The sequence below is a fragment of the Treponema sp. OMZ 838 genome (genome assembly GCF_000775995.1).
GTDB lineage: Bacteria > Spirochaetota > Spirochaetia > Treponematales > Treponemataceae > Treponema.
In genome coordinates this window covers 1904731-1931225 of sequence record NZ_CP009227.1, presented here as the reverse complement: position 1 = coordinate 1931225, position 26495 = coordinate 1904731, and the positions used below count along the sequence as shown (strand labels likewise).

23 protein-coding genes and 1 pseudogene are annotated in these 26495 nt (G+C 46.0%); 10 read left to right on the top strand and 14 right to left on the bottom strand.

Going from position 1 to position 26495, the window contains the following annotated elements; translation table 11 throughout:
- Positions 1-385 precede the first annotated feature (385 nt).
- The 9 genes and pseudogenes from QI63_RS08855 to QI63_RS08815 form a co-directional block, all read right to left on the bottom strand.
- Positions 386-769: pseudogene (locus QI63_RS08855) on the bottom strand (methyl-accepting chemotaxis protein); the annotation flags it as partial.
- Between the two features lie 70 nt (positions 770-839).
- The gene (locus tag QI63_RS08850; RefSeq protein WP_016524050.1) at positions 840-1724 is read right to left on the bottom strand and encodes a sugar ABC transporter permease; all 885 of its coding nucleotides are present in this window, start codon (positions 1722-1724) and stop codon (positions 840-842) included.
- Positions 1724-3106 (bottom strand): carbohydrate ABC transporter permease, encoded by a 1383-nt coding sequence (locus QI63_RS08845; protein WP_044015642.1) that lies wholly within the window; start codon positions 3104-3106, stop codon positions 1724-1726. The genes QI63_RS08850 and QI63_RS08845 overlap by 1 nt, the downstream gene beginning before the upstream one ends.
- Positions 3107-3160: 54 nt before the next feature.
- A complete protein-coding gene (locus QI63_RS08840) occupies positions 3161-3355 on the bottom strand; it encodes a hypothetical protein (RefSeq protein ID WP_044015640.1) in 195 nt (64 codons plus the stop codon).
- A complete protein-coding gene (locus tag QI63_RS08835; RefSeq protein WP_044015637.1) occupies positions 3333-5234 on the bottom strand; it encodes a glycoside hydrolase family 13 protein in 1902 nt (633 codons plus the stop codon). Before QI63_RS08835 ends, QI63_RS08840 begins: the two co-directional genes overlap by 23 nt.
- 125 nt (positions 5235-5359) lie before the next feature.
- Complete coding sequence (locus QI63_RS08830; protein ID WP_044015635.1) at positions 5360-6589, bottom strand: sugar ABC transporter substrate-binding protein; 1230 nt, start codon at positions 6587-6589, stop codon at positions 5360-5362.
- Between the two features lie 30 nt (positions 6590-6619).
- Positions 6620-8677 (bottom strand): alpha-amylase family glycosyl hydrolase, encoded by a 2058-nt coding sequence (locus QI63_RS08825; RefSeq protein WP_044015633.1) that lies wholly within the window; start codon positions 8675-8677, stop codon positions 6620-6622.
- Between the two features lie 140 nt (positions 8678-8817).
- Positions 8818-9336 (bottom strand): bacteriohemerythrin, encoded by a 519-nt coding sequence (locus QI63_RS08820; protein ID WP_044015631.1) that lies wholly within the window; start codon positions 9334-9336, stop codon positions 8818-8820.
- Positions 9337-9637: 301 nt separating this feature from the next.
- Positions 9638-11473, bottom strand: coding sequence for an IdeS/Mac family cysteine endopeptidase (locus QI63_RS08815; RefSeq protein ID WP_052185531.1), 1836 nt, complete (start codon positions 11471-11473; stop codon positions 9638-9640).
- A 355-nt stretch (positions 11474-11828) separates the two neighbouring features.
- Here QI63_RS08815 and QI63_RS08810 point away from each other — a divergent pair, with 355 nt between their 5' ends.
- The 5 genes from QI63_RS08810 to QI63_RS08785 all read left to right on the top strand — a co-directional run bounded on the left by QI63_RS08810 (position 11829) and on the right by QI63_RS08785 (position 16956).
- Positions 11829-13541 carry a M3 family oligoendopeptidase gene (locus QI63_RS08810; RefSeq protein ID WP_044015629.1) on the top strand — a complete coding sequence of 571 codons (1713 nt, stop codon included), beginning with the start codon at positions 11829-11831 and terminating at the stop codon, positions 13539-13541.
- 709 nt (positions 13542-14250) lie between these two features.
- Positions 14251-14475, top strand: a complete 225-nt coding sequence (locus tag QI63_RS08800; protein WP_044015625.1) for a hypothetical protein — start codon at positions 14251-14253, stop codon at positions 14473-14475.
- Positions 14476-14651: 176 nt separating this feature from the next.
- A complete protein-coding gene (locus tag QI63_RS08795; RefSeq protein ID WP_044015623.1) occupies positions 14652-15275 on the top strand; it encodes an LTA synthase family protein in 624 nt (207 codons plus the stop codon).
- A gap of 203 nt (positions 15276-15478) precedes the next feature.
- A complete protein-coding gene (locus QI63_RS08790; RefSeq protein WP_044015621.1) occupies positions 15479-16216 on the top strand; it encodes a flagellar filament outer layer protein FlaA in 738 nt (245 codons plus the stop codon).
- Positions 16216-16956 carry a flagellar filament outer layer protein FlaA gene (locus tag QI63_RS08785; RefSeq protein ID WP_044015618.1) on the top strand — a complete coding sequence of 247 codons (741 nt, stop codon included), beginning with the start codon at positions 16216-16218 and terminating at the stop codon, positions 16954-16956. The genes QI63_RS08790 and QI63_RS08785 overlap by 1 nt, the downstream gene beginning before the upstream one ends.
- 41 nt (positions 16957-16997) lie before the next feature.
- Here QI63_RS08785 and QI63_RS08780 read toward each other — a convergent pair whose 3' ends face one another.
- From QI63_RS08780 to QI63_RS08760, 5 genes are all read right to left on the bottom strand, one after another.
- The gene (locus QI63_RS08780) at positions 16998-17669 is read right to left on the bottom strand and encodes a DUF8091 domain-containing protein (RefSeq protein ID WP_044015616.1); all 672 of its coding nucleotides are present in this window, start codon (positions 17667-17669) and stop codon (positions 16998-17000) included.
- Positions 17670-17672: 3 nt separating this feature from the next.
- Complete coding sequence (locus tag QI63_RS08775; protein ID WP_044017247.1) at positions 17673-17912, bottom strand: hypothetical protein; 240 nt, start codon at positions 17910-17912, stop codon at positions 17673-17675.
- Positions 17913-17919: 7 nt separating this feature from the next.
- The gene (locus QI63_RS08770) at positions 17920-19680 is read right to left on the bottom strand and encodes a RecQ family ATP-dependent DNA helicase (RefSeq protein WP_144389681.1); all 1761 of its coding nucleotides are present in this window, start codon (positions 19678-19680) and stop codon (positions 17920-17922) included.
- A 242-nt stretch (positions 19681-19922) separates the two neighbouring features.
- Entirely contained in the window at positions 19923-20627 is a 705-nt protein-coding gene (gene deoD / locus QI63_RS08765) for a purine-nucleoside phosphorylase (RefSeq protein WP_044015614.1), read from the bottom strand.
- Between the two features lie 88 nt (positions 20628-20715).
- Positions 20716-21501 carry a YesL family protein gene (locus tag QI63_RS08760; protein WP_044015613.1) on the bottom strand — a complete coding sequence of 262 codons (786 nt, stop codon included), beginning with the start codon at positions 21499-21501 and terminating at the stop codon, positions 20716-20718.
- Between the two features lie 169 nt (positions 21502-21670).
- Here QI63_RS08760 and QI63_RS08755 point away from each other — a divergent pair, with 169 nt between their 5' ends.
- From QI63_RS08755 to QI63_RS08735, 5 genes are all read left to right on the top strand, one after another.
- Positions 21671-22726 carry a phosphate/phosphite/phosphonate ABC transporter substrate-binding protein gene (locus QI63_RS08755; protein WP_144389680.1) on the top strand — a complete coding sequence of 352 codons (1056 nt, stop codon included), beginning with the start codon at positions 21671-21673 and terminating at the stop codon, positions 22724-22726.
- A 94-nt stretch (positions 22727-22820) separates the two neighbouring features.
- Positions 22821-23594, top strand: a complete 774-nt coding sequence (gene phnC, locus QI63_RS08750; protein WP_200877743.1) for a phosphonate ABC transporter ATP-binding protein — start codon at positions 22821-22823, stop codon at positions 23592-23594.
- Complete coding sequence (locus QI63_RS08745; protein WP_044015607.1) at positions 23584-24438, top strand: ABC transporter permease subunit; 855 nt, start codon at positions 23584-23586, stop codon at positions 24436-24438. Before phnC ends, QI63_RS08745 begins: the two co-directional genes overlap by 11 nt.
- Positions 24435-25253 carry a PhnE/PtxC family ABC transporter permease gene (locus tag QI63_RS08740; RefSeq protein WP_044015605.1) on the top strand — a complete coding sequence of 273 codons (819 nt, stop codon included), beginning with the start codon at positions 24435-24437 and terminating at the stop codon, positions 25251-25253. Before QI63_RS08745 ends, QI63_RS08740 begins: the two co-directional genes overlap by 4 nt.
- Before the next feature lie 31 nt (positions 25254-25284).
- Positions 25285-26463, top strand: coding sequence for a hypothetical protein (locus tag QI63_RS08735; protein ID WP_044015602.1), 1179 nt, complete (start codon positions 25285-25287; stop codon positions 26461-26463).
- Positions 26464-26495 lie beyond the last annotated feature (32 nt).

Genomic DNA, 26495 nt, shown 5'->3' with positions numbered 1-26495 from the left:
ACGCCGAAAATAAATGCTCAACGTATATAAATACGCCTGCGCTTTATTTTCGGCTAACTCCTTGTATCTACGCCGTCTCTTTGCAAAAGCGCTGGATGTGTGTATCTACTTTGTTGCTGCGAACAAATTAGTCTTCGACGTATCAGAACTGCCATGGACGGCGGTGGTTCTACGCAGCAGCGTGTTTGCGCAGCAAACACGTAGGTAAAAAATGTACAGGACGTACATTTTTTACCGTGCCTGCGGGTGTTTTTTGTACGCTCCTAGCATCTATACCGTCTCTTTGCAAAAGCTTACGGAAGCTTTTTTTCGAAAGCGCCCTTTTGCAAATATACGGGGGCATCGGCTTAGTTTGCGCGAGATGGGGTCATTAGGGGCAGAGCCGCTAATTGACTTTAAATTGAGCGACTGCTTCCGTCAAATTCCCAATATTCCGCTTATTCTTCTGCGTGATTTCGTTTACTTCTTGTATGGCGTTACTAATCCGCACCGCACCGGAAGCCATTTCATTCATGCTGTCGGTTATGATACGAGTAAGTTCATCGAGTTTATGCATTTCGCCCGTAACACTTTCTCCGCCTTTTAACATTTCTTCGGAGCCGGCCTGTACTTCTATCGTCACCGTGTTGATGCTCTTAATGGCAGTCAACACTTCCCTACTTCCATTCTCCTGTTCCCGCATTGCCTCAGTCAGGCGGTCGCTCATTTCTTTTACTTGCCCGGTAAGAGTGAAAATTACATTGAACTTTTCTTCTACCGTTTTAGACGAGGCTGGGGTAATTGGAAATATAATTACGCATCACCAATTACCCATTGCCAATTCTTTGCCCTGCCCTTTTCTACTCTTTTACCGCTCCGGCGGCAAGGGACTTTAATAGGAATTTCTGTCCTGCCATAAACAGCAGCGTAAAGGGCACTGCTACGAGCAGCGCGCCTGCAGCAAACATCGTAAAGTTATCGTTTGCGCGGCCGTTAATCAGCTCGAAAAGGCCGAGTGCCAAGGTCTTTTTATCATCGCTGCGCAAAATAAGGCGCGGGAAGATAAAGTCCATCCACGGTGCGGTAAAGCTGGTAAGCGCAAGGAACATAATCATCGGCTTTACCATCGGCAGTACGATTTTCACGTATGTGGTAAACGAACCGGCACCGTCGACATGGGCGGCTTCTTCAACGCTTTTCGGCACCGTATCAAAATAGCCTTTCATCAGCCATACGTTAAAAGGCACACTGCCCGCCGCATATACCAAAAGGAGTCCCCAATGGGTATTTAAGCCGTTTATCTTCCATAGCAGTACATACGTTGCAACCATTCCGATAAAGCTTGGGAACATCTGCAGCACAATCATAGAAGCGAGCAGCGGCTTCCGCAGCGGGAACCTAAACCGGGAAAAGATATAGGCGGCGGTTACACAGACAGCCAAGGTCAAAAGAACATTGAACACCGCAATTTTGAGGGTATTTCCGTACCATTTAACGTAGTTTGTACCACGTACATCGGTTGTACCTTCGACGATTTTGTCGGCAGGTGTTAAAAGCCGTTTAAACTGATACACCGACGGTTCCTTGGGAATAGGAGAAATGCTTGTTGCCGCCAACGAATTGGTTTTGGTAAACGCCGCGCCGACGGTAAAGGCAACGGGATAGAGGACAAAGAGCACCGTCGAAATAAGGACGGTATACAGGATAATCAGCACCAGTATGGTACTCAGAGAATGCTTTTTCATTACAGTTCTCCTTCTTTAAACGCCTTGGTATGCGTAAAATTATAGACTGCGAACGGCACCAGCACGACAAACACGAGGATGGAAAGTACCGAGGCAAGGTTATACAAAGTCGGCGTATCATACGTGAGTTTATAAATCCACGAAATCAACAGATCGGTTGCGCCCGCCTTTGTCTGAATACTGTCGTCAAGATTCGGACCGCCGGCAGTAAGGAAGAATACCGCACCGAAGTTGTTGATATTGGCAGCAAACTGCATAATGAGAATGGGCATCGTTTGGAACAACACCAACGGAAGGGTGATGCGGAAGAATTGCTGCAATTTATTCGCACCGTCGATGGTTGCCGCCTCATAAATATCCGCAGGGATGGCCGTCATATTGCTGGTAATCAATATCATACTATATGGAAAACCGATCCAAATATTGACCAACAGCATCGTAATCTTTGCCATAAACGGGTCGGAAAGCCACTTAATCGGTTCACTCAAAAGACCGAACTGCATCAGCGAGCGGTTGATGGGGCCGAATGTTCCGTTTAAAAGGTTCGCCCAAATGAACAAACTCAGCATAACCGGAATAGCATATGGTAGGATAAACACGGTTCGGAAGAATTTCGGCAGCTTGATGCGCTTGTCGACGAGGATAACCGCGAAGATCATACCGGTAAAGTAACAGGTTGTGGTTGCAAAGAATGCCCAGATAACCGTCCACAGAGCGACGCGCCCGAAGGCGGAGAACCAGCTGTTTGCCATCTTTGAATTAAACATCGTGATAAAGTTTTCAAAACCGACCCAGTCGACAAGGTTGTTCGGCGGAATGTGCTTGGGCGATGAGTAATTCGTAAAGGCGACCAGCGCCGAAAAGATGAGCGGCAAAACAGTGAAAAACAGCATCAACAGGATCGCAGGGCTCAATCCGAGATACGGAAACGCCGATTCGACAAACTTCTTGCGGGCTTCCTCAACGGATGGATAACGCTGCTTTTCGACGATATATGCTGCCGTTTTTTTCGCAGTGATCACGTTCGCGACATACACGCAGATAAACACGACGAGCAGCAATACGGTGATAAGACCGCCGATCATCATGAAGATGGAATGATCCTTCATCTTGATGGGGACATTCGGTTTTTCATCTCCGAGTGTGATAAGGCCGATCAGACTCCGCACGATAGGGCCTTTTCCATTGAACTGCATAACCGTCTGATCAAAAAAGATCAAAAATAAGACCGCCAATTCCATCAAAGCGAAAAAGGCGCCGCGCACGTATTGCTTTAAATAGAGAATCTGACCGAGCCCCATAAAGCACGTCGATGCGGTTGATGTCTTTTTGATAATTGATTTGTCGATAACGGCAGCGCCTTGTAAGGTCGTTGTAGCCATTAAAACTCCTCCTATAAAAACTTTTGCAGGATGTTTAAACATCCGAAAAAGTTTTTAGCCGTGCGCATGTCCTGCAACGAGGAGCTTTGCTCCGAAGTTCAGGACGGCGCACCCGTAAATAATCGAGTTTGCACCGCAAACTTTACCGCCACGGATGGCGGTGGTTATAACAGAAGCGATATTTTGGCATTGCCAAAATTCGCCATCAACCGATGTACACGGAAGTTCATCGGTTGATGAGGTGTTCAAAAAAGATAAAGCCGCCGGGCTGTACCGTTTTATCCCTGCAGCGCAGGGAGAGGTATACCCGTGCCTTTTCATCTATTACCTGTGCGATTGATACCGGAGCCGTACCGCAATTGAGAATGAGGTCTATGCTCCGCGTAATCGGAATTTCCGCGCTTTCAACGGTCTCCGTAGTTTCCGCAGGTTCTACCGTTTCGGCATACTTTTGCAAATGAATAATTCTATTCGGTTCGCTTTCGGTAAGCGGCACGTCATGCAGATATGAGTAACCGGAAGCGGTCATTGCCGGATGCGTATAGCGCAAAGCAATCAACTGCCGCATCATGCTCATCGGTTCGGCGTATTCACCTGCTTCGATAGCCTGCCACGGCATACAGCGGCGGCAATCGGGATCATTTCCGCCTGCAAGCAAAACCTCGCTGCCGTAATAGATACACGGCGAACCGGGCAGGCTCAACAGCAGGGCGTATTGCTGCCATACGGCGGACACATCGCCGCCGTTGCGGGTAAAAAGGCGCGGCGTATCATGGGAGTCCAGCAGATTAAACAGGCCTACGGTAACAGGTTCGGGATAGGCCGTAAAAACAGCGTTTATGTCCTGCTCCAAAGTCAGGGCAGGCAGCGTTTTATCGTAAAAGAATTTCCAAAAGCACAGCGCGAGCGGATAATTCATTACCGAATCCAACTCGCCGCCGCGCAGCCACGGCAAGGCACTGCGCCATATTTCACCGAGCAGGTAAAAGCCTTTTTTAAGACTGCGCATCCGCCGATAAAGCTGCCTGCAAAATGTGTGCGAAAGCTCATTCGCAACATCGAGCCGGAGCCCGTCAATATCATAACTGCGCACCCATGTTTCGCATACGTTCAGCAGATAATCGATGACGGCAGGATTATTGGTATTCAGCTTTGGCATCGTATCGACATACGCAAAAACGCTGTATCGTCCGCTTTTTCCGTTTGTACCGGACGGTCGGCTCGCGGCGGCTTCACATTCCGGTTCTGCAACGGTTTCAAACGGCCATTCTTGTACGATAAACCAATCGAAATACGGCGAGGCTTTTCCGTTGCGGACAACATCCTGCCACAGTGCAAAGTCCCAGCCGCAGTGGTTAAAGACACCGTCCAGCATCACTTTTATACCGCGTGCATGGGCTTCTTTCACCAACATGCATAAGTCTTCCGCAGTACCGAATGCAGGATCGATATTCAAATAATCGGATGTATCATACTTATGCACACTCGGCGAAGCATTAACCGGATTAAGATATAAACCGGTAATGTTCAAATCGGCAAGATAGTCGAGCTTTTCGATAATACCCCGAAGCGTACCGCCATAGTGTTCATTGTTGGTAACGGCATCCTCGGCAGCGGGCCACGGCAAAGCATTCGGTTTCTGCGAAGCGGTATCCCTGCAAAACCGATCGGGAAAAATTTGATACCACACCGTGCGGGGTACCCAATCCGGTACGCGGACGCATTCGGCGCCGTCCAGCCACGGAAACTCAAAACCGGGAAAATTACCGGTTATTCGGCGCAGCGTAACAAGCTCCTCTGCCGTGTAAAACCCGTTTTCCAGACAGTAGCGGACATCGCCTTCATCTTGACCGTGCAGTTCAAAGCAGTATTTACACCGTCCATAAGGAAGCGTAACCGTTACCTGCCACCATGTATGATACGGAAGATCTTTTTTGCGAGTGATTTCCTGCCGTTTGCCTTCCCATGCCCAGCCGTCCGGTGTTACCGAACCGTCGAACGGATCTCCGTAGATAATAAATACACGCCGTATGTCGCTGCCGGTTTTAATGCCGATCATGAGCTCATTTTCATTGAGGGGATAACAAAAATTATCCGTACTGCGATGTTCTATTGCCGAAAACTGCATACCAAGCACCTATATCCAAGGAAACTGTCCAAAAACTGTTTCGCAATTCACTTTAGCGGATATAACGAATAATTTCCTTACAGAAAAAGTCGATAGGCTTTCAGTTTTTGGACAGCCCCAATACCCTATTGTATCGTCTCCATTGTAGCCGCAGCAGCATTCAGTTTTTCCGTAACATTGCCGCCGTCCCAGATATTCGTAAAAGTTGCATTCATTGCAGACCAGTATTTGCCCATTTCGGGAATGGTGGGCATCGGTGTTGCGTATTGCGCCTGCGCTAAAATACCTTGGCTTAACGGATCGCTGATGGTGATATCGGAGCGGGGCGGAATTTGCTTGGTCATTTCATACCGTTTTTCCAATATCGGCTTTGAAGTAAGGAATTTTGCAAAGTCTTGCGCTTCCGCCGGATGATCACTGTAAGCGCTGACAAAGGCCATGCGAAGACCGGAGAACGATGCCGGAGGATTGGTCATGCCGGGGAAGACCGGAATGGGTGCAATACCGTAGTTAAGGCCTGTTTTTGAAAAATCGGAGATCTTCCACGGGCCGGTAATAATCATCGCGGCTTTACCTTCCGTAAACGAGGAATTGCAGAAATCATCGGTAATGTCGCCTGACGGAACATCGAGCATCTTCTTGCGAAGGCTCTGGAAATAGGTTAAGCCGGTAATAGCATTGGGGCTATTGACGTTGTGCTGTTTGGGATCATCGCCGTTCGGGCCGAAAAGCGGTGCGCCGAAACCGCTCATAAAAATATAGTTAAAGTATGCGTTTCCGACACCCCAGACCAATGCATATTTATTTTGAGCTTTATCGTTCCACGTCTTTGCAAATGCTTCCACCGCGTCCCATGTCTTGGGGGCTTCCGGTAGAAGGTCTTTATTATAGAACAATGCGTAGGTTTCGATTGCAAGCGGATACCCGTAGTTTTTTCCCTCATACGCGGCGGATGTCAATGCAGCGGGAATAAAGTTGTCGAGGATGGACGCATCGTCAAAGGGGAGAATATGACCGCCTGCGACAAGGGCGCCGATATGGTCGTGCGGTGCAACAAAGATATCTGCGCCTACACCTGCGGGGCCGTCCATTTCGATCTTTGTGCGCGCATCGGTCGACTGAACCGGTTCATACACAAAGGATACGTTCGGATGCGTTTTCTTGTATTCTTCCGCAGCAAACAGCATAAAATCTTTTTCGGGGCCTTCGGATTCCCATATTTTGATGGTAACCGTTTCGCCTTTCATAGCGCCGGCTTTATCGTCCTTCTTCTCGGAACCTCCGCCGCAGCTCGTAAGAGCAAGAAGAAGCATCAATGATACACAGGCAGAAAGCCTTATAATTGCTTTTTTCATATAACACCTCCAGTCTGTTATGAAAAAAATCTATTTACTGCGAACAATAGCCGCAGTGTACGGATCTAGTATGATCCGGTTTTGCTCAAATCGTATACCGGACGGATGTGTAATACCGTCCGGCGATGCCGCCGCTCCGTCGACAAAAACCACAGGCTTTTGTAATGCGCCGCCAAGTGTAAAACAGTGTTCCGTTCCCGCGGCATTAAACAACAAAAACCACGTGCCGTCCGTCCAGTCAAGTGTGTACCCGAATGCCTGCCCGTACTGCTTCTCCGTTTCGGACAATGCTCCGGCATCACTCTTTACGGCACATCGGTTACCGCTGCAATCCCCCGATGCAGCAACCGCTGCGTCTTCTGCGGGCAAAAACGCGGCGACTTGTGCAATGCGTCCGGCATTTCCTATTTTAAACACGTCAAACCGTTTCCGCAACGCGATAAGCCCGCGCGTGTATGCGAGCAGCTCAGCGTAATCTTCATCGAGCGTCCATACAATGCGGTTAACGCTGTCCGAAGCGTCATAGCTGTTGCGGACAAAAGCACCGGTACATTCTTCCGCCGCTCCGTGCACATTCGGCTTAGTACGACCCCGCTCCTGTCCGGCGTGTAAGAATGCGATCCCTTGACAGGTAAGCGCCAGCGCGTTGCCGAGTTTGATACGGGCAATCAGCTCCTGCCGTTGCGAGGGGATACGTTCATCAAGCCCTGCATTATGAGCGATGCAGTCGTGCAGCGTAAGCCCGTCGTGGCAAACAAGGTACTGTACGTTATCACCCGGGCTATCGGCGGTGTAATTGCACTGAGGCAAACCGATACAGTTGCAAAAGAGCTGTCTAAGATCGACGTTGCCGCCGGTTAAAAAGCCCTTTCCTTCCTCATTCACACCGCCTGCTTTCACCAAATCGCGAAACTCATCGTTAAAGACGGCAACGCTGTCGGTTTCGGTCATGTACCGCTGATCCATACCGACGGTACCTTCGGCTCCGTTATACATCTTCCAGCCTTCCCCGATAAACAGCACCGACGGATTGAGTTCCTTGCAGCGGTTGTACGCCTCCAACACCGTTTCGGTATCGAGCAGTCCCATCAGGTCAAACCGGAAGCCGTCGGCCTTATAGTTTTTAACCCAGTGTACCGCCGAATCTACGATGAGCTTTCGTACCATCGTCCGCTCCGAAGCAATATCGTTCCCGCAGCACGAGCCGTTGGTATAGCTGCCGTCGGAATTTGTCCGAAAATAATAGCCCGGAACAATCGCGTCGAAAAGATCGGTGCGCGCAACATGATTATACACCACGTCGAGCACTACACCGAGCCCTGCCCGATGGCACTCATTAATCAGCTCCCGCAATTCGCGTACGCGGCTTTCGGGATTTTCAGGCTCGCTTGCATACCAGCCTTCGGGCGTAAAATAGTTGTGCGGATCGTAGCCCCAGTTATAGTTGTTGTTATGCACGGTACCGGCATCTTCATACTGCTGATTTGTCTCGTCCGTGTAGTAAAAGTTCAGCACCGGCATCAGCTGAATATGCGTAATGCCCAATTCGCGTAAATAGGGGATTTTTTCGATAAAGGCTTTATACGTACCGGGGATATTTTTAACGCCGGAGTCGGGGCTTGCGGTAAAATCGCGGACGGACACTTCGTAAATAATCGCATCCTCCCGTTTTTGCAAGGTGATATACGGATATTCCCGCTCCGGTTTGAGCGTTTCTTTTTGCAGGTTGATAATAGCGCCCCGTCCGATACCACCGCTGCCGGTACAAGCCGCCATCGAGAGGCTGTACGGATCGAGCACGGTATGCGTTCCCGTTTCGTTTGTCAGCGTGTAATCGTAAAAGAACAGTTCCGGATCCCGTTCCGCAAAGATGCCGCACCACAGACCGGTTACATCGTCATACCGAAGAGGAAGCGTAAAAGCAGGCGATGAATCACCGGCGTTTTGATAGAGGTTTACCGACACATCGCGGGAAGTCGGCGCCCATAAAGAAAAACGGCAGCTTTGAGCGGCGGCATCATACACAGCGCCGAGCTGCATATCGCGAGGCGGAATTGTCTGTTCAAACGTTCGGACGAATGATTTCATACATCTCCATCGCAAGTAAATCTAAGGAAAACTTCTAAAAACTGAAGCTTTTTAGAAGTTCCCTTTACTGTCTTATAATAGCATATAAACGTCGCATCGCCAATATATAAATATTTTTTTATTCGTACGAAGGATTTAATCTAAGGCTGCTGTCCGGCAGTTGAATCGGCTGTATGATTCTGTTGGCTGTATTCCTGCAACGTGTGATAAAAGGAGCGCATAGCCGGACAGTACTGCTTATCCTCGTAAGCAATATGCGACAGTATCCAATCCCTAAGGTAGTCGGCAAACTCAAAACCGATCGTTACGGTCATTTCGTCAAAGTCCATCAATACCCGAGTAATTGTTTGGACAAACTCCTTGTGCCGCTGTTTATGAGCTTCATAGCCGGAAAAGCCACACGCCTTCATCAATTTTTCTTCATCGATAAAGTGTGTTTGAGTATAGTCTACTGCTTGCCGCAGTACGTTACCTACGGTCACCAGCCATTCATCTTTACTCCGTTTCTGACGGTTCATCAGCGCTTCACGCAGCTCATTGCACATTGCCACCAGCTTACGATGCTGACTGTCGATTCGCGGAATACCGAGTTCCAGTTTTTTATCCCATTGTACCCAAGCGGTATTCAATTCTTCCGTATTTTTTGTTTCTGTTGCCATACTTTTTTCATCCCTTTATATACTGAATCGTTCGAAAGAAGCGGTTACTCTTAGACGATTTTCGTATTAGTAATCGTTATTAGAATAAAACGATATGGCTATAATGTCAAATAGAAAGTTGTCGTACCCCGCTTATTTTTATGATACACCCCATCCCATAAAAAAAGCGGGCACATTCATAATGAATGTGTCTGCTTGTTCAAAATCCTGTACGGTTTTTAATGTATTTGCATACTACGCAGCTGTAAAAAGCTCTTTCTGAACTTTTTACAGCTGAGAGCTTATTTATAAAAGTTGTCGGCTAGTGTTTACTCAGCCAATCCAGCCACTGGGCTTCAGCTTTGTCTAGGGTAATTACTTCACCCACATACCTATCAGTAGCGAATGCATTGTTTGGATAGTTAAAAATGTAAGGGCGACCATCTCTATAGTAGATTCCATAAGGGAATATCCTGTTTTCTTTATAATTATTGTCAACAACATAGATTGCAATAATATTTTCCTCTTCATCAAAGACCGCACCCCAAAGTGTTATTGCATGGCCATAATCTTTTCCGCCCTTTGTACCCCGCATGTGTAGTCCGATTGCTTTTTTAGAATTAAGCGCTTCGGTTATTACTGTTTCAAACTCAACTTTGTTCATAACAATTTTATCTTCAATAGGAGTGTCTTCTTTGCTAAACACATCTTTGAATAAAGCAGGTCCTTCGTATGTGGGGGTGCTGGGGTGTGATGCACTTGTATTACCGTAGAGATACCATGCAAGACCGCTTATAACATATCCCCCCAGCTCTCCGTTATGTGCCTTTGTCCTGAAAGTTTTTGCTATATAACTTTTCTCCGGCTCTTGATTACCGGAAAAATTCCGGTAATAAAAATGTTGATATTCATCCTTTTTAGGACTTGTTATATTTTTCTTTGCTATGTACTGATTTATATTGTTTTCATTCTGCTCAAACCACCAATGCAGCATATTGGAAGCGGTTTTACCCCAGCATTGGTTGCTATCGCCGCCGTCGGTAGCAACTGCACCTACGGGCTTTGCCTTTCTATTGTTGAACCATTTCGTATTCGCATTTTCATACCAGAAGAAAATATTTTCATCATTCCAATAAAATTTTTTAGCTTGACCGACATGAGGAACTTCAATTTTTGTTTTTTCATCTGCAGTCGGAGCATCTATTCCGTGTACCCATTTTATTGTTACGTTCGGGTTCTCGTTCTCTTTCTGAACTACTTTTACTTCGAGTTTTTCCCCCTTGGCATTTTTGATCACTTGATTGGATCCATCCTCGAAGTTAATATAGGCAGTTCGCTTCCATACAGTTTTATTTTGAATAGCTTTTAGGTATATGGTATCTTTCTCCATATCTGTAGTGTTGTCTGTACTGATAATGCTCAGCCAACCGCTTCCTTCTCCAACAATTTTAGGCGTATATGAAAGCTTGCCATGGAGCGTTTTTATTTCAAGATTCAGATTTGATTCACTGCTTTCACTCGTAATTTCTTCTGTTATCAGTTCAATTGAGGGTCTTTGTTTTATAGTGATAGTAACCGTCGCTGTAATTTCGGGATTGCTTTGGGACTTTACTGTTATGTTTACACTCCCTTCCGATTGAGCGGTTACCGTACCATCGGAAGTTACATGTGCTTTATTATTGTCTGCGGTGTAGGAAAGCTCTTTATTCGTTGCTTCATCAGGTTGGGCTTTTGCCATGATTCTATAGCTTTGACCGATAAATAAAGAGGCAGGTGTCGTTCCCTCAATTACAATGCTTGTAACCGGGACCGGCTCCGGAGTAACAGTCAGATTCACCGTTTTTGAAATACCGTCTGCTGCTTTTATGGTAATGAGTGCATTTCCAACCGCTTTTGCGGTAATCAACCCTTTATCGTCGATGGAAGCAATAGTTGGGTTGTCCGAAGTATAGGCGAGCCTTTTATTCGTTGCATTATCGGGCTTTGCCTTTGCATTAAGCTGATATGTTTCATCCTTGGCAAGCGAAATTGGATTTGTGGAAAGTTCCGGTTCAAATGCAATACCCGTAACAGGGATGGTCGTGGGATAATTGTTATTACATGCTGAAAAGAACAAAATAGACAGGATTGAAAGAAAGATAATTAAAGGTTTCTTCACGAGTAGACTCCATAATAAAAAATGCGGGATTCACTGATGCAACGCATCAGGGAACTTTATATTTTAATTGCCGTATATATACAAATTAATCGAATATCCGTCAAGTGTATATAAGAATTTCTACTGAGAATTCCCGATGCTGTCCTAAATATCGGCCTTATGCTATAATCGCTCCGTATAATTTTATAAAAAGCATAGGAATGTTTATTTTCAGCGGTACAAATGGTACCGCTGAAAAACACGTCAAGTTTGCTTTGTGCAAACTTGCAGATTGTATGTGCGCTGCCTGCGCACGAATTGAACACCTTCCAAAGTTAACACTTTGTTCAGATGTTCAATTGTAAGGAGCCTATTAATGAATACACCGGAAATGAAGCAATTTACCGCCCTTCCCTATACCCGCCCCGATATGGAGGCATTAAAAACGGCATTTAAAAAAGCGGAACAGCAGTTCGAAGCCGCACATTCGGCAGCAGAGCAGATCGCGCTCATTGATGAAATACAAAAACTCAAATCTCATTATCAAACCATGCAGACCCTTGCGGAAATACGGCATAGTATCGACACCCGTGACGGTTTTTACGATGCCGAAAATACGTTTTTTGATGAATCAAACCCGTTTTATATCGAAATGACCAATAGCTTTAATAAAAAACTGCTTGCCTCATCGTTCCGTAAAGAGCTGGAAAAAGAACTCGGGACGCATATCTTCGCAATGACCGAACTTGATATGAAGGTGTTTTCACCCTCTATTATGGAAGATTTAGCAGAAGAAAACAAACTTACCAGCAGCTACGACAAACTGATTGCTTCGGCAGAAATCGAATTTGCAGGAGAAAAACGCACGCTCGCGCAGCTGACTCCTTTTATGCAGGATCAAGACCGTGCAACACGGAAAAAAGCGGCAAAAGCCTACTACGGTTTTTTTGCGGAACACGAAGCAGAATTCGATTCCATCTACGATAATTTAGTCAAAGTGCGTACACGCATCGCAAAAAAACTCGGATATCAAAACTTCGTGCAGCTCGGATACGACCGGATGGGCAGAACCGACTACAATGCCGAGATGGTTGCTGCCTATCGGAATCAAATCTACCGCGAAATTGTGCCGATAGCCGTGAACTTACGAAAACGGCAGGCGAAACGGTTGGGGTTGGAACGGCTATACTACTATGATGAACCGCTTGAATATACCACCGGCAATGCGATTCCTCACGGCAATCCCGATTGGATTTTGGCAAATGCCAAAAAGATGTATGCGGAACTTTCCCCGGAAACCGATGAATTTTTTACTTTCATGACTTCGCATCAGATGCTCGATGTGCTTGCAAAAAAAGGAAAGGCAGCAGGCGGTTATTGTACCACAATTCCCGATTACAAGGCGCCGTTTATTTTTGCCAACTTTAACAATACGCAGCACGATGTGGAGGTAATGACCCATGAAGCAGGGCACGCATTCCAAGCCTATCAGAGCCGTAATGCCCGCCTGCTGGAGTACGTATGGCCGACCTACGAAGCCTGCGAAATACACTCGATGAGTATGGAATTCTTTACATGGCCGTGGATGAATCTGTTTTTTGAAGAGCAAACCGATAAGTTCCGCTTTACCCATCTATCCGGAGCGCTCCTGTTTTTACCCTACGGCGTTACGGTAGACGAGTTTCAACACTGGGTATATGAGCATCCCGAAGCAAGCCCCGCAGAACGAAAAGCTGCATGGCGCAGTATCGAAAAAAAGTACCTACCTGCACGGGATTACGACGATAACGATTTCTTGAACCGCGGCGGTTATTGGATGCGCCAAGGACATATCTTCAGTACGCCGTTTTATTACATCGATTACACACTTGCTCAAGTATGCGCATTGCAATTCTGGGCAAAAAGCCTTTCCGACCGCAAAACGGCCTGGGAAGATTATCTGCGTCTCTGTAAAGCGGGCGGCCGCGACTCCTTCCTCCGCCTGGTGGAACTGGCCAACTTGAAAAATCCCTTTAAAGAAGGCTGCATTGCTTCCGTAGTACCGGCGTGTACGGAGTGGCTTAATAGCATCAACGACACAGCCTTTTGAAATATACGGCATATCTACTGCGTCGTACGCTGAAAATAAATGCTCAACGTATCATAGATACGCCTCCGCTTTATTTTCAGCTAGCTCCTTGTATCTATACCGTCTATTTCAAAAGCGTTGGAGATACGGTGCATCTACTGCGTCGCATCATTAAAAGTGTACATCCGTGTACACTTTTAATGGCGAATTTCGGCAAAGCCGAAATATCGCTTCTGTTTAAATCAGCGGCATCCGTGCCGCTTCTGCAATAAATGCTCAACGTATCATTTCCGCCACGGATGGCGGTGGTTCTAGTCAGTAGCGTGTTTGCAGGGCAAACACGTAGGTACAAAATGTACAGGGATGTACATTTTGTACCGTGCCTGCGGTACTTTTTTGCCTAACTCCTAGCATCTGCATCGTCTATTTGCAAAAGCGTTGGAGAGGCAGAACCGCCATGGATGGCGGTGGTTCCAAGCAGTAGCGAGATTACGGAAAGTTTCTTTTATACGGAGGGTAAACGCATCAGGCACGGTAGATGAAAATCGCAGAATTATTGAGGCTGTGAGACCATTTGAACCGCGAAGAGGTTCAATTCTGGTTGAACAGCCTCAATAATTCTGCGGGGTTGTTAAAAAACAGCCTGATGCGTTTACCCGATTGACTCGACAAAAAAACGAATATACGGTATGCTTTTGTATACAAGCTTTATTATTAGGAGAGCATCGTTATGAAAACTTTACATTGTGACATTTGCAAAAAAGAATTGGTTAATCCCATAACCGGAAGAACCTATTGGCATATCCGCGAATATGATATTTGCGAAGCCTGCAAGGACACCATCGAAGCAAAAGTTCGGCCGATTGTCCGCCAGCATGCACCCTATTCCCAAGATTGGTATGAAGATCAACTGATATCACTGATCGAAAAAGGAGTAGCTGCACGCCATCCGTAAAAGAGGCGGCGGTACAATATTGTATTACCGAGAAAATGAATAGGAGGCTGTTCAAAGATAGAACATTTTGAATGGTCTCCTGCTCTATAGTATTCCGTCACCGGTAGTTTTGGTGTTCAACACAGATTCAAAATGAGCGTTGTCTATCGTATCATTTTATGATATTCTAACTGGGTATGGCTGTTTTACTATTATTTTGTCTTCCGCTCATTTTTTTCTCTTACGCCTTTCAATTAGAAGAAAAAAATAAGCATATCTTTATGTTTTTTGTCGGTATTACCGCGGCTACGCTGTTCTTACTGATTGTATCTTTTTTTTCTGCAAGAGTGGATCGCTATATCGGTTCGTTAGGCAGTTATTTTTTTTATTCCTTCTTTGTGGATACCCTTATCCCTTTCTGCATTGTATTATTGATCGCCTTGATCTTTTCCGGTTTTAACGTTTTACCGGTTCCGGCAGCGCTATTTGGTCTATTTACCGTAAAGATATATCAACAGCTATTTCTTGCAAGCACACATCTCCGCATCATACCTATTGTACTCTGCATCATTCTGTATGCAAGCGCGCTGTTTATTCTGGATGCACTCTTACATTTTTGTACCGATATCACCTTCTATTACGCCGTTGCCTGCGTCCTTTGCTTTCTTCTATATATAGGAATCCTTATACTGGGTACTTTTGCGCTGGGGCTTCATTATTTTAAAGGGAATCCGCTCATCTACGGCTCTATTTTAGCGGGACTCACTTTCATCGGTGCGGTACTCCACTTTATACTATACCGGCAAGGAAACGCCGGCTAAACATCCTAACAAAAAATAAAAAAAACGTCTAGCCCTTGTATATTTTGCTTACTCTGCCGATACTGTAGGCAGAGTTCTTCATCCGCTGCGGAATTGATGCTCCATGAGGTTTGGGGATTACCGAGTTGTTTGACAAAGTTTTCTTTTCAGACTATAATGGGTATGATTTCTTAGAATATCGGCGGAAATAAAAGGAGTTGTGAATGAAACAAGGCGTTGTTATTACGGTCTTTGTTCTGATGTTTGCAGTCGTTTGTACTCCATTGGCAGCGCAGGATAGCGGTGTTAATTATCAAACGTATATGGTGGAGACTTTTGACTCCCCCGAATCATCAGAGATAACATGGAATGCTATTGGAAGCAAGTTTATCACCGAAGGTTATCCTATTTTAAAGTATTTTGACGGAATGCCGAACGCTCTGCGGGTTATGCAATCCGATTCCGATAAAGAATACAAATTTTTAGGAATGCAGTTTAAATTTAACCGCCAAGGCGATAACTGGGTCGATCTTTATCCGACAAAGAGCTCAGGCGATAATGCCGCTCCTTATGAAATCCCCTTAAAAGGGGTTGTCCAAAGATTTGATCTTTGGGTCTGGGGCGCAGGCTATGCGTATGACCTTGAAATTCTGGTACGCGATTGCAACGGACGGATACATACATTACCGGTCGGAACATTAAATTACCATGGATGGAAAAATTTAGCAGTTACCGTTCCCACGAATATTCAACAGCGGTCACGCTATTTATCACAGCTTAAATATATGACCTTTGTCGCATTTAGAATCCGCACTCAGCCTACAGAGAATGTTGATGACTTTTATGTTTTCTTTGATGAATTCAAGGCATTAACAAATACTCGTACAGCTTCTTATGACGGTTTTGAGTTAGAGAATGCCAAGTTTGATGATGCCGATTCAAATAAGGAGGGCGGAAAATAATGACAAAAAAATATTTTACCGTAGCAGCATTATTATCAGCATTATCGTTGTTTGCATTTGCTCAAGAGAACACTCGCGATGGTTTGGCATTGGATCAAGTCGATGCTTCCCGCATCGGCGTTGAATCTGCAGAACAGCGCTTAAAAGAAGTTTCAGTTGATAAGTTCGAAAATGAAGGCTCTTGGGTTTGTTCCATGTCGTCTGACGAAGGCGTTATTCAAGGACGTTTGTTTGACGGCGCACCCAAACAGAAGAAAGCAATTCCGGACGAGGAAAACTTGAATCTTCCTGACAGCAAAGTTTACGGTACAAAGGTGTCCTTCTACCGCCGTGGTTATAACAGCTTTGAAGTCCGTGCCGTTAAACCGATTCCGGTCGAAGGTATTACTAAAACCGTCAGCGTTTGGGTTGTCGGAAGAAGTTATCCGCATGTTTTAAAGCTCATCCTCGAAGATTATATGGGACAGCGCTTTGAACTCTATGTAGGAAAACTGAATCATGCAGGATGGAAATTGATGACCGTTGCGGTTCCCCCGCAGAATGCAGCAGGAACGGGAATTGTACAAAAAGATTATCACTACGGCACCAGCATGGGCTTAAAGATTGTAGGTTTCCGCATTGAATGCAATCCCTGGGAAGCTTATGGAAATTACTACATCTACTTCGATGATCTCCGTGCTGTTACCGACCTCTATGAAGTTGATATGCGCGATGATGACGATATGAAAGACAGCTGGTAAACCGCTGTTCTAACTCGTATCAATCGATTGAAAACCGGTACCTATTCGGTACCGGTTTTTTTATATACATGATAGCGCCCCGCCTTTGTATAAAAGACTATTTTTTGACATTTTTTTAAAAACGATAGGATATATGATGCATAGACACCGGCGCCTAATTTTCTTACATCGGTACTGATAAATGCATCGGGCAGCTTTGCCATAAGCCGAACAGTCAAGCTATCGATACCGTGAAACTCCTCCTCCCGATGTATCTTTAACAGCTTTTTATCGATAATACGCGGTCTCTTATATCTGCTTCTCCCCTGCTTATCATCTATTTTGATAACTTCGCAATCGATATACAAAATCCGTATTGTAAGATTCGGATTATCGAGACAGTGAACAATTCCTAACAGTTCTCTAAAAATTTGATAGAAATTCCCGTGTTTCGGACTTTTCCGGCAGCTTCGTTTACTGCCGTCTTCGTTAAGCATCAGTATATAGGCATTTTCTATGATGGGATAAACAATCTGAATAGGATACCGCGGCAAAAGCTTTTCCAATTTAACCCGTAGAGCGAAAAGTTTGGAGGTTTGTATTTCTATTATCCGCCCTGTATCGTAAATATCACAGATAAAACCTTCTATCGATGTTTCCTGCACGGCGCTGTCACTGCTGTACAAGTCTTTTAGGGTGCGGTGCAGGTGTGTTTCATTATAGGTGTTGATCATTCGTTAGACGTATGCACGTAATTCTGCAGCATCCAACTGTTCCAGCGCGTAATAGGTTGCCACAATACCTCTTTCTTCACGGGTACGTTTCCCGCATACCTGATACACAATCATCTTATTTGTCGGAAGCGGCAGCATTAATCGCCTACCATTGATATCGTACAGAGATCCGACCATAAGTTCATCGGAAACTTCCTGCATATCGCCATCGGGAAATACCATATAATATTCATAAAGCGTCATACCGACACTATAGCAGTTTTTTTTTAAAACATACAAGCGCACGTTTCCAGAAAAACGCCTTAGCTGGGCGGATTTTCCGCTCTTGGATAAGCTGTGAAACGAGGCTGCTAATGTCGCCGGCGCGCCAGAGCGGGAGATTTTCGTGTAATAGACGGATAAGCTGCGGAGCGGTAAATTTCCGCTTATTTGCCGCCACAAACGAAAGCAATTCCCGTTCATCCTGCGGATATAATAGCGCGGTTCCGTTACAGATATCGCAGCCGGAACAGGCAATACTTTCATCTCCTGTATGAAGCGGAACTGCCCGCACTTCTCCGAGCGCTTCGAGCAGAACCTCGCGCCGGCAGCGGCCGCTTTCGGCAAAATTAACGAGTATTTCCGCCCGTTTCCGCTGCTTTTCCGGTAACAGCGCAATCCGTGCCTTGTCTTCCGGACTCCACAGTAACACCGCCTGCGCAGGGTTTCCGTCCCGCCCTCCCCTGCCCGCTTCTTGTACATAAGCTTCGGCGGTGGGCGACGCATTCAGATGAATCACGGTGCGTACGTTCTTTTTATCGACGCCCATCCCCCACGCACAGGTCGTTACCAATATCGCGCTGTCGTGCCCGTGGAACCATTGCTCCACCTCATCTTTTTCATCCCGCTGCAAACCTGCATGATAAAACCGAATCGCCCGATCCCGCAACGTGTAGCGTAAAAACGCAGCGGTTTGTTCCGTACCGTTCCGCGTTGCACAGAAAATAACCATCGGCCGCTGCCGCTGCATAACCTCTTGCAAGAGGGCAGGCGCCTTTACGCGGCATTGCCGTACATAATAAGCAATGTTGGTACGATCCGACTCTCCGCGTACCAGATGCGCCCGTCCGTCAAAGAGTACCTCACCGATACGCTTTAATACCTCGTTTCCCGCTGTTGCGGTAAAAGCGGTAACGGCGGGCGGTTTCAACGTTTCGATAACCTGCTTAAGCGTTTGATAGGCAGGCCGAAAGCTGTCTCCCCATTCACTAACGCAGTGCGCCTCGTCTATAGCAAGGTGGGCAATGCCGCGCTTTGCAATACGGTTTAACACTTCTTCCTGCATCAGAATTTCGGGATTGGCAATGATGAGTTTCGCAGGAGGTTTACCGTCCGTACCTTCGAGACGGGCATACTGCGCGGCTCGTTCCTGTCCGCTCTGGCCGCCGCGGAACAAGACCGGTTCAAGATTGCCTTCACACATCCGGCGCATCTGGTCGCTCATCAAGGCTAAAAGCGGATAGATAATGAGTGTCGGCTTATCCAACAACAGCGCCGGCACCTGAAAACACAGCGATTTTCCCGCGCCGGTCGGCAACAAGACAATCTGCCTGCCCCGTAACACGCCGTCCTCGTCGTAAAGCTCGCTTAAAGGTTCCCCCGTGCCGGACAGAAAGTCGTCCTCTACGTGCGGTACCGCGGTTTCGTACGGCGCTGCGACATATTGTCCATACTGCCGTTCGGCGTGCGACGCCGTAGTACCGGCAGGCGATGCGGCAGCTTCGACCGCTTCGGCGGCGTGCACGGCATCGAGGATATTGGCAATCACGAGCCGCTGCCACGGGTACAACGCCGGAATCCCGAATACGGTCTGTGCGCAGATAGAAACGGCATCGGCTGTTTTTTCCAAGCTGTATTCGGGATTATCCGATTCAAAAATCACGGGACAGCTTTCCGTATCGGGCAGCGCCGTCTCCGGTTCAAAAAGGTAGGAGATTTCGCCATCAGGCGCTTTGTTATTGATGATATTCATACCATATATATGCATCACCAATAACAAAATGGCTTACAATTTTGCAAAAAAGTAGGAAACGGGTTATCAAAAAAGTAACCGACTTTTGAGACAGCCCCGTTCTCTTTCGATTTATATTAAACCTGTTCGGAAACTTCCGTTTCTGAACAGGTTACCGTGAAATGCGATGTTCTAAATCGTACTATTTGTGCGATTTAGAACTCGTCGACCTATTCGAAAACGCAGTTATCGAATAGGTCTATTTATTCGGCGATAATTGCCTCAAGTGCGGTTTGCATCATTGCAGTGAACGATGTCTGCCGCTCTTCTGCCGTGGTTTCTTCATGGGTAACCATATTGTCGGATATGGTAAGCAGTGCGAGCGCCTGCCGTTTGTACTGTGCGGCAAGGGTGTACAGCTCGGCGGCTTCCATCTCAATCGCTAAAAGACCGTACTTCGACCAGAGTTTCCACGTTTCAAGCTCGTCATAGAACACATCCGAAGAGGCGATGGGGCCAACCAAGGGGTTATACCCTAAGCGGACAGCCGCATCATAGGCATGCTTTAAGAGCTTCCAGTCCGCTGTAGGCGCAAACTGGGTTCCGCGGAAACGGAGCGTATTTGAACCGGAATTGGTCGCAGCGCTCATTCCGATAATCAAAGACCGCAACGGAATCTCTTTTTGCAAGGCTCCCGCCGTACCGATACGGATAGCTTTCTGCACGCCGTATTCACGGAAAAGCTCATTCACATAGATGGAAATGGAAGGCTGCCCCATGCCCGTTCCCTGCACGGAAACCGGCACTCCTTTATACGTGCCGGTAAATCCGTACATACCGCGGACTTCATTGTAACAGCGTGCATTTTCCAAAAAATTTTCAGCAACGAATTTTGCCCGCAGCGGATCGCCCGGCAGCAAAATCCGTTCGGCAATTTCACCTTCTTTTGCTCCAATATGAACACTCATCATATCCTCCCTAGTATTGTCAAATGTATCAAAATCATTATGAGGAATATCTAAAAATCCACCGAGTTTTTAGATGTCCCTATATTCATCAGTCTTTCCACGGAAAAATAAAATTTCGAATAGACCGGCTGCCAAGTGTTTCCCGATCTTCCGCCAGTAACTCATCCCACGGAATTTGTTTCCGTGCAGTTTGAATCGGTATTTCAGGATGCTGCTCAATCCAATCATATTTATACATTCTCAGTTTAAAGGCATTGTTCCATGCAAGCAAGAGGCCTGAAAAGCCCGGCACCAAAAAAGCTAAGAACGGGGTCATGATAATAAGAACGACACTGTACAGCAGCATAAAAAGCGTAAATCCGGTATTATCAAAAAAAACGATAAAGCACTTTTTAAGACACTTGCCAAAATTCGATTCCAGCCGGCTCCGTATCGGGAAAAACCATAAAAGCGACAGCTGTATGACCGCAAAAATCCATACGACAGTAACACCGAGAAAGAGTCCGAGAAAATTCCGAAATGAAAAATAGTAGGGGACGGCAACTCCGGCAACAACCCAACAAAAAGTTTCGATTAATGCGAACAAAACACCATGCCGCCACGTATGTTTTATTTCTCCGCCGATTTCTTTCAATGAAAAAGATTTATAGTCGGCAATACGCGACATCAAATTGGAAACGGCTAACAGCAGCACTCCCATTCCAATGATACACATAAACAAAATGAGTACCGGCAGTACCGATACCGCTGAAACTAAATAAGCTAAACCGAAAAACACTGAAAAAATCAATATAATCGCAACATTAAAGATCATAAGCGGGAGAAAATTGTCCCACCCGTCAAAAAAATTCTTTTTGAGAAAAAATCCGATCATGCGGCGATAGTAACACAAAAGAGAGAATAATACTATCTATGCCGTAGAAAAGCGGAAACCACAGCGGACGATTGCATAAAGACCTCAATTATAGTAGACTGGCGCACGCAATTAACTCAAAGGAACCGCTAAAAACTGTTTTAGCAGTCCTTCAAATTTGGAGAAAGTGATGAAATCATTTTTAATTGGTGATATGTCCCGCCAAAACGTCGGAAAGTTGTTGCGGTATGTTAAACCGTTCTTTTTCGTACTTTGCCTATCAACACTCCTTGTTTGTTCATGCAGCAAAAAGGAACAAAAGCCGCTTACCATGGTTTTTTATCCCAATGAATCAAGCGAATCCATGAAGGATGCCCGTGCTGCATTCCAAGAAATTTTAAAAGAAGCTGTCGGCCGAGACGTTAAAATTCTTACCACGACCGATTATAACATCGCATTGGAAGCGCTCGTTTCCGGTAAGGCTGATATGGCCTATGTCGGTGCCGAAGGATACATTACTGCACATAAACGGAACAGCGCCGTTATCCCTGTTGCAACGAATTCGGGGCCCAGCGGAACGCTTGACGATGCAAAGTATTACAGCTTTATCGGCGTCCAGAGGAAAGATGCCGATATCTATAGAAAAGCCGACGGCAGTTTTGATTTAAGCCTATTGCAAGGCAAAAGAATGTCGTTTGTAGCGGCAAGTTCCACATCGGGTTTTGTTATTCCCGCACGCGTTTTAGCAGCGGCTTTTTCTATTGACAACACCGATGATCTTATCTTGAGCGACAAGGTATTTTCCAAAGTGCTGTTTGCCGGTTCTCATCAGGGCTCACAGGTAAATCTTTTCCGTGGTGATGCTGATGCGGCGGCCTTTGCGATCCCGCAGACAATCGGTGTGTATGAACTGCTCGACGGGGAAGATTATAAAACAGGCGCCGTATACCGCGTAACCGTAGGAGCCGACGAACCCTTCACATCCTTTGCAGGAAGTGAAATGACCGTCATCCGCTCAATTCCGGTCTTAAATGCGCCGATTACCGTTAATACGAATACGGTTTCAGCCTCGGATATACAAAAGATACGAGATGCGCTGACATCGGATAAGACGGCAAATAATCCCGGCATTTTTAATGTAAAGGATTCCGGTAAAAAAGGCATATATCCTAAGTATTCCGAAAAGACACGGCTGGTTGCTACCGATGATGCCTGGTATGATGAGCTGAGAAATTCTACTAAGTAATGAATACCCTCTGCTATCTTGCTTAAATATGTAACCGATATACCCCGGCGTAAAGCGTCGGGGTATTAAACCCTCCGTACGAATAAGGTTTGAATTGTTGATTACTTTTAAAAATGTTTCAAAACAATATGCAGGCGGCCGATGTGCGCTTAATTCCATCGATCTTACGATTGAACAGGGAACAATCGTTTCCGTTATCGGATCTTCGGGGGCGGGTAAAACAACCTTTATCCGTTGTATCAACCGACTCATCGACTGTACTGCCGGTACGGTTGAAATCGACGGTGAAGCATTGCAAAAAATGACCGGGCGCCGCTTAAAACAACTCCGTAGAAAAATCGGAATGATTTTTCAAAACTATAATCTGGTAGAACGGCTCACCGTTCTGGAGAACACGCTCCATGGCTGTCTCGGCGCACTGCCGTTGTACCGCAGCCTATTCGGGCTGTATACGCAGGAGGAAAGAGCACGGGCACTGGCGATGCTGGAAGAGCTCGGACTTTCTGATTACCTGTATCAGCGGTGTACGGATTTAAGTGGCGGCCAAAAACAGCGTACCGGCATTGCGCGGGCATTGATGCAAAATCCGGAAATACTCTTATGCGATGAACCGGTGTCTTCGCTTGATCCGCAAAACGCACAAGATATCCTTGATTATATCGAAAAGATCGTCAGAACGCGGAATCTTACCTGCATCATGAATCTGCATCATGTTGAATATGCAAAACGATATTCCGACAGAATTATCGGTTTAGGTAACGGGAAAGTGGTTTTTGACGGAAAACCGGAAGAACTGTCGGAAGAAGCGCTGCACGCTATTTTTTCTTCCGGATCCCATACCGAAAAGAAAGACGGCCATGAAATTTGATATTCCGATAGGCAGACAATACCATGCCTTTGAACCACACCGGCACCGTCACTCACCTTCTTCGGAAGCTTTCTTCAAAAAAAAGAAAGTAAGAACATTGACTCTTTTTTTCACGGCTGCCGTGTTATATGTTGCTTCGGCAATTATGACGGGACTTACGGCATGGAATGCGGTAACCGGCATCCCACGCGGACTGTATTGGCTGATACGAAACTTTTTCCCATCGGCGCAATCGATTGCGGTGCTGCCGCTTATTTTTAAGACTTCGCTGCACACCGCCGTTATCGCGATAACGGCATCAACTACGGCTTTTGGCGTTGCCTGCATAGCGGCAGTTGCCGGTTCTCAAACAACCGGACGCTTCCGTGTACTGCGTATTGTCTGTTCCGGCGCGGCATCTTTTTTTAGAAACATCCCCCTCCCCGCATGGTCTATTCTCTTGCTATTATCCTTTAAGCAAAATGCCATAACCGGTTTTTTGGCTCTTTTTTTTATCACGGCAGGACATTTAACGCGGGCATTTACCGAAATTATAGACTCTCATGCGGAAGAATCGTATACGGCATTGGAAGCGGCCGGTGTACCGTATATGCCGATTATCATTCACGGGGTATTACCGAATGTTCTCCCGCTTTTTATTTCATGGCTGCTTTATGCAATAGAAACCAATGTCAGAGACTCGGCACTGATCGGTATCTTAACGGGTACGGGTATCGGATTTCTCTTCAATCTGTATTTTAAGAGCTTCCGCTATCCCGAAGCAGGGCTCATCATCTGTGTATTGATGATACTCGTACTCTGCATCGACAGTATTTCCAACAGGGTACGAAGGATCTTACTATGAAAACCCATACCAATATTGACCGCTGCCGATTGCCGAGAAAAAAACAATATACGCTCTCTCTTGTATTTGCAGTTCTTTTCGGCATCAGCATCTGGGGATACTTGCTCCTTGCGCAGGAAACAATCGATTGGAAAAGTTCATGGGATAATCTGCTCCATTACGGGCGCATCCTTTTTTTACAACCGAAGCGGTCAGATCATTTACCGATTGGTGAACTCGTGTACTCACTCGGCATCAGTTTCGCACTGTCGATTTTAACAACAATCGGCGGCGCCGCTATTGCGTTTTTCTTGGCGCTCGGAGCTGCCCGCAACATTGCCCCTCCGGCTGTTGTAAAAGTAATCCGCATTATCGCCGCAGTTATCCGGTCAATCCCCACCATCATTTGGGTACTGGTTTTCTCGGTTACGGTTAATATCGGTACCGATGCCGCCGTTATCGGTATGTGCTTTCACAGCATTGCCTATTTGGTAAAAGTGTTTTCCGAAAGCTTTGAACAGATTAACCGTGACACGATCGATGCTTTGCGGGCATGCGGGGCGGGATTTTCCGGCATTATTACGCAAGCGGTTATTCCGGTGGCTGCAACTTCCATTATTTCATGGACATTCTTCCGTTTTGAAATTAATTTTATCAATGCCGTTGCGATCGGTGCCGCTGCAGGATCAGGCGGTATCGGGTACTATTTATTCATGGCAGGGAATCTCTATTATGATATACGGGAAGTCGGCGTTATCACCTACGTTATTTTCGGTACTGTCATTTTACTTGAGATGCTCTCTCTGCGCTTGCGAAAAGGAATCAAGCAGCACTGAAAAAATACCGAAACTGTAAAGGGAGTTTGAAATGAAAAAATTTATCGCACGTATCTTTGTTTGTTTTTCGATGATATACACCGCCGCAGCCTTAGAGGTTAATGTGCCTGAATTTAACTTCGGGATATTGGCAGGTAAACAGCCGGGCGGCTTGTCACAATTCAGTATAGTCCAAGAATCGTCCGTTAATTTCCGTTTACTGCACGGAGAACGTTTTTACAGCGACTTAAACCTTGCGCTCTATATTCCTGATGTGCTGCGTTTTTTCCATCCGGAACAACTGTCGCGGATACCGGGACAATTCACCTGTGTTGATTTTTCTCTGAACTTTCCGAATTTTATAGGCCAGCCGCTGATTTTATCAGTCTTTACGGGAGAGCACCAAAGTCTTACCGGCGAACAGTATAGTTTTTATTTTCTTAAGCAGCGTATACGGCCGGTAAAAATGTATGAAAACGATATTGCCGCGCTTTTTACACCGCCGCGTCCTCGTGAAGGCTTAGGTGTCAGTGCTGCAGGACTCATTTTGAATACCGGGTATGTAGGAGGCTCTTTCAGCTGGAACGGAGGGATAAATGATAAACAAGAATACAGCCTATACGCACAGGGAGGTGTTTTCACCAATATTGCACTTATCAATGCAAACTTCTCCTTTCATATTAGCGATAAAGCGGCAAAAGTATCTCTTGCCACATCAGCTTCGGCACTTTTTACCGTTCATGATAATGTCGGTATTTTTACGCAGGTTGGGTTGCATAAAACGAATTTTAGAAGCGCAACACTGCAACAGGATTTTATCGGCAATCTCTTTGCATTTTTTGAACCGCGTATCGCACTTGAACGTATGGACTTTGATTTTACATTCTTTATTTCCAAGATTCGGGACACTCAATCCGGCGGGCTTTTTCCTGCTGCACCGCTTATAAAGCCTTTTACTATCGTTCATAATGAGCTCTACGGCGGGTTAAATATGTTCTTTGGTTTTGGAAGGATGGAATTAAATAAAATGCAGGGGGGATTTCACAGTCTGATTGCCCTGCCGATAACACGCCCGACGAATATGCAGCTCGTAGTACTCGCCTTTACGCCGTTCTATACACTGAATATCGGACCGTGCGATCTTGATTTCCGTTTTTCGTTTTACCCGCTTCTTTACAGTACTCCAACTTCTATGTTTGAAGCCAAGATAGCACTGAAACGTAATTTATAAATGAATAAAATGCTACCCCCTATTGTAGAAAA

What these genes read in the sequence shown, in the direction of transcription:
- QI63_RS08850 (WP_016524050.1), bottom strand. Translation starts at nt 1,724, where the DNA reads ATGAAAAAGCATTCTCTGAGTACCATACTGGTGCTGATTATCCTGTAT.
- QI63_RS08845 (WP_044015642.1), bottom strand. Translation starts at nt 3,106, where the DNA reads ATGGCTACAACGACCTTACAAGGCGCTGCCGTTATCGACAAATCAATT.
- QI63_RS08835 (WP_044015637.1), bottom strand. Translation starts at nt 5,234, where the DNA reads ATGCAGTTTTCGGCAATAGAACATCGCAGTACGGATAATTTTTGTTAT.
- QI63_RS08830 (WP_044015635.1), bottom strand. Translation starts at nt 6,589, where the DNA reads ATGAAAAAAGCAATTATAAGGCTTTCTGCCTGTGTATCATTGATGCTT.
- QI63_RS08825 (WP_044015633.1), bottom strand. Translation starts at nt 8,677, where the DNA reads ATGAAATCATTCGTCCGAACGTTTGAACAGACAATTCCGCCTCGCGAT.
- QI63_RS08820 (WP_044015631.1), bottom strand. Translation starts at nt 9,336, where the DNA reads ATGGCAACAGAAACAAAAAATACGGAAGAATTGAATACCGCTTGGGTA.
- QI63_RS08810 (WP_044015629.1), top strand. Translation starts at nt 11,829, where the DNA reads ATGAATACACCGGAAATGAAGCAATTTACCGCCCTTCCCTATACCCGC.
- QI63_RS08800 (WP_044015625.1), top strand. Translation starts at nt 14,251, where the DNA reads ATGAAAACTTTACATTGTGACATTTGCAAAAAAGAATTGGTTAATCCC.
- QI63_RS08795 (WP_044015623.1), top strand. Translation starts at nt 14,652, where the DNA reads ATGGCTGTTTTACTATTATTTTGTCTTCCGCTCATTTTTTTCTCTTAC.
- QI63_RS08790 (WP_044015621.1), top strand. Translation starts at nt 15,479, where the DNA reads ATGAAACAAGGCGTTGTTATTACGGTCTTTGTTCTGATGTTTGCAGTC.
- QI63_RS08785 (WP_044015618.1), top strand. Translation starts at nt 16,216, where the DNA reads ATGACAAAAAAATATTTTACCGTAGCAGCATTATTATCAGCATTATCG.
- QI63_RS08780 (WP_044015616.1), bottom strand. Translation starts at nt 17,669, where the DNA reads ATGATCAACACCTATAATGAAACACACCTGCACCGCACCCTAAAAGAC.
- QI63_RS08775 (WP_044017247.1), bottom strand. Translation starts at nt 17,912, where the DNA reads ATGACGCTTTATGAATATTATATGGTATTTCCCGATGGCGATATGCAG.
- QI63_RS08770 (WP_144389681.1), bottom strand. Translation starts at nt 19,680, where the DNA reads ATGAATATCATCAATAACAAAGCGCCTGATGGCGAAATCTCCTACCTT.
- deoD (WP_044015614.1), bottom strand. Translation starts at nt 20,627, where the DNA reads ATGAGTGTTCATATTGGAGCAAAAGAAGGTGAAATTGCCGAACGGATT.
- QI63_RS08760 (WP_044015613.1), bottom strand. Translation starts at nt 21,501, where the DNA reads ATGATCGGATTTTTTCTCAAAAAGAATTTTTTTGACGGGTGGGACAAT.
- QI63_RS08755 (WP_144389680.1), top strand. Translation starts at nt 21,671, where the DNA reads ATGAAATCATTTTTAATTGGTGATATGTCCCGCCAAAACGTCGGAAAG.
- QI63_RS08745 (WP_044015607.1), top strand. Translation starts at nt 23,584, where the DNA reads ATGAAATTTGATATTCCGATAGGCAGACAATACCATGCCTTTGAACCA.
- QI63_RS08740 (WP_044015605.1), top strand. Translation starts at nt 24,435, where the DNA reads ATGAAAACCCATACCAATATTGACCGCTGCCGATTGCCGAGAAAAAAA.
- QI63_RS08735 (WP_044015602.1), top strand. Translation starts at nt 25,285, where the DNA reads ATGAAAAAATTTATCGCACGTATCTTTGTTTGTTTTTCGATGATATAC.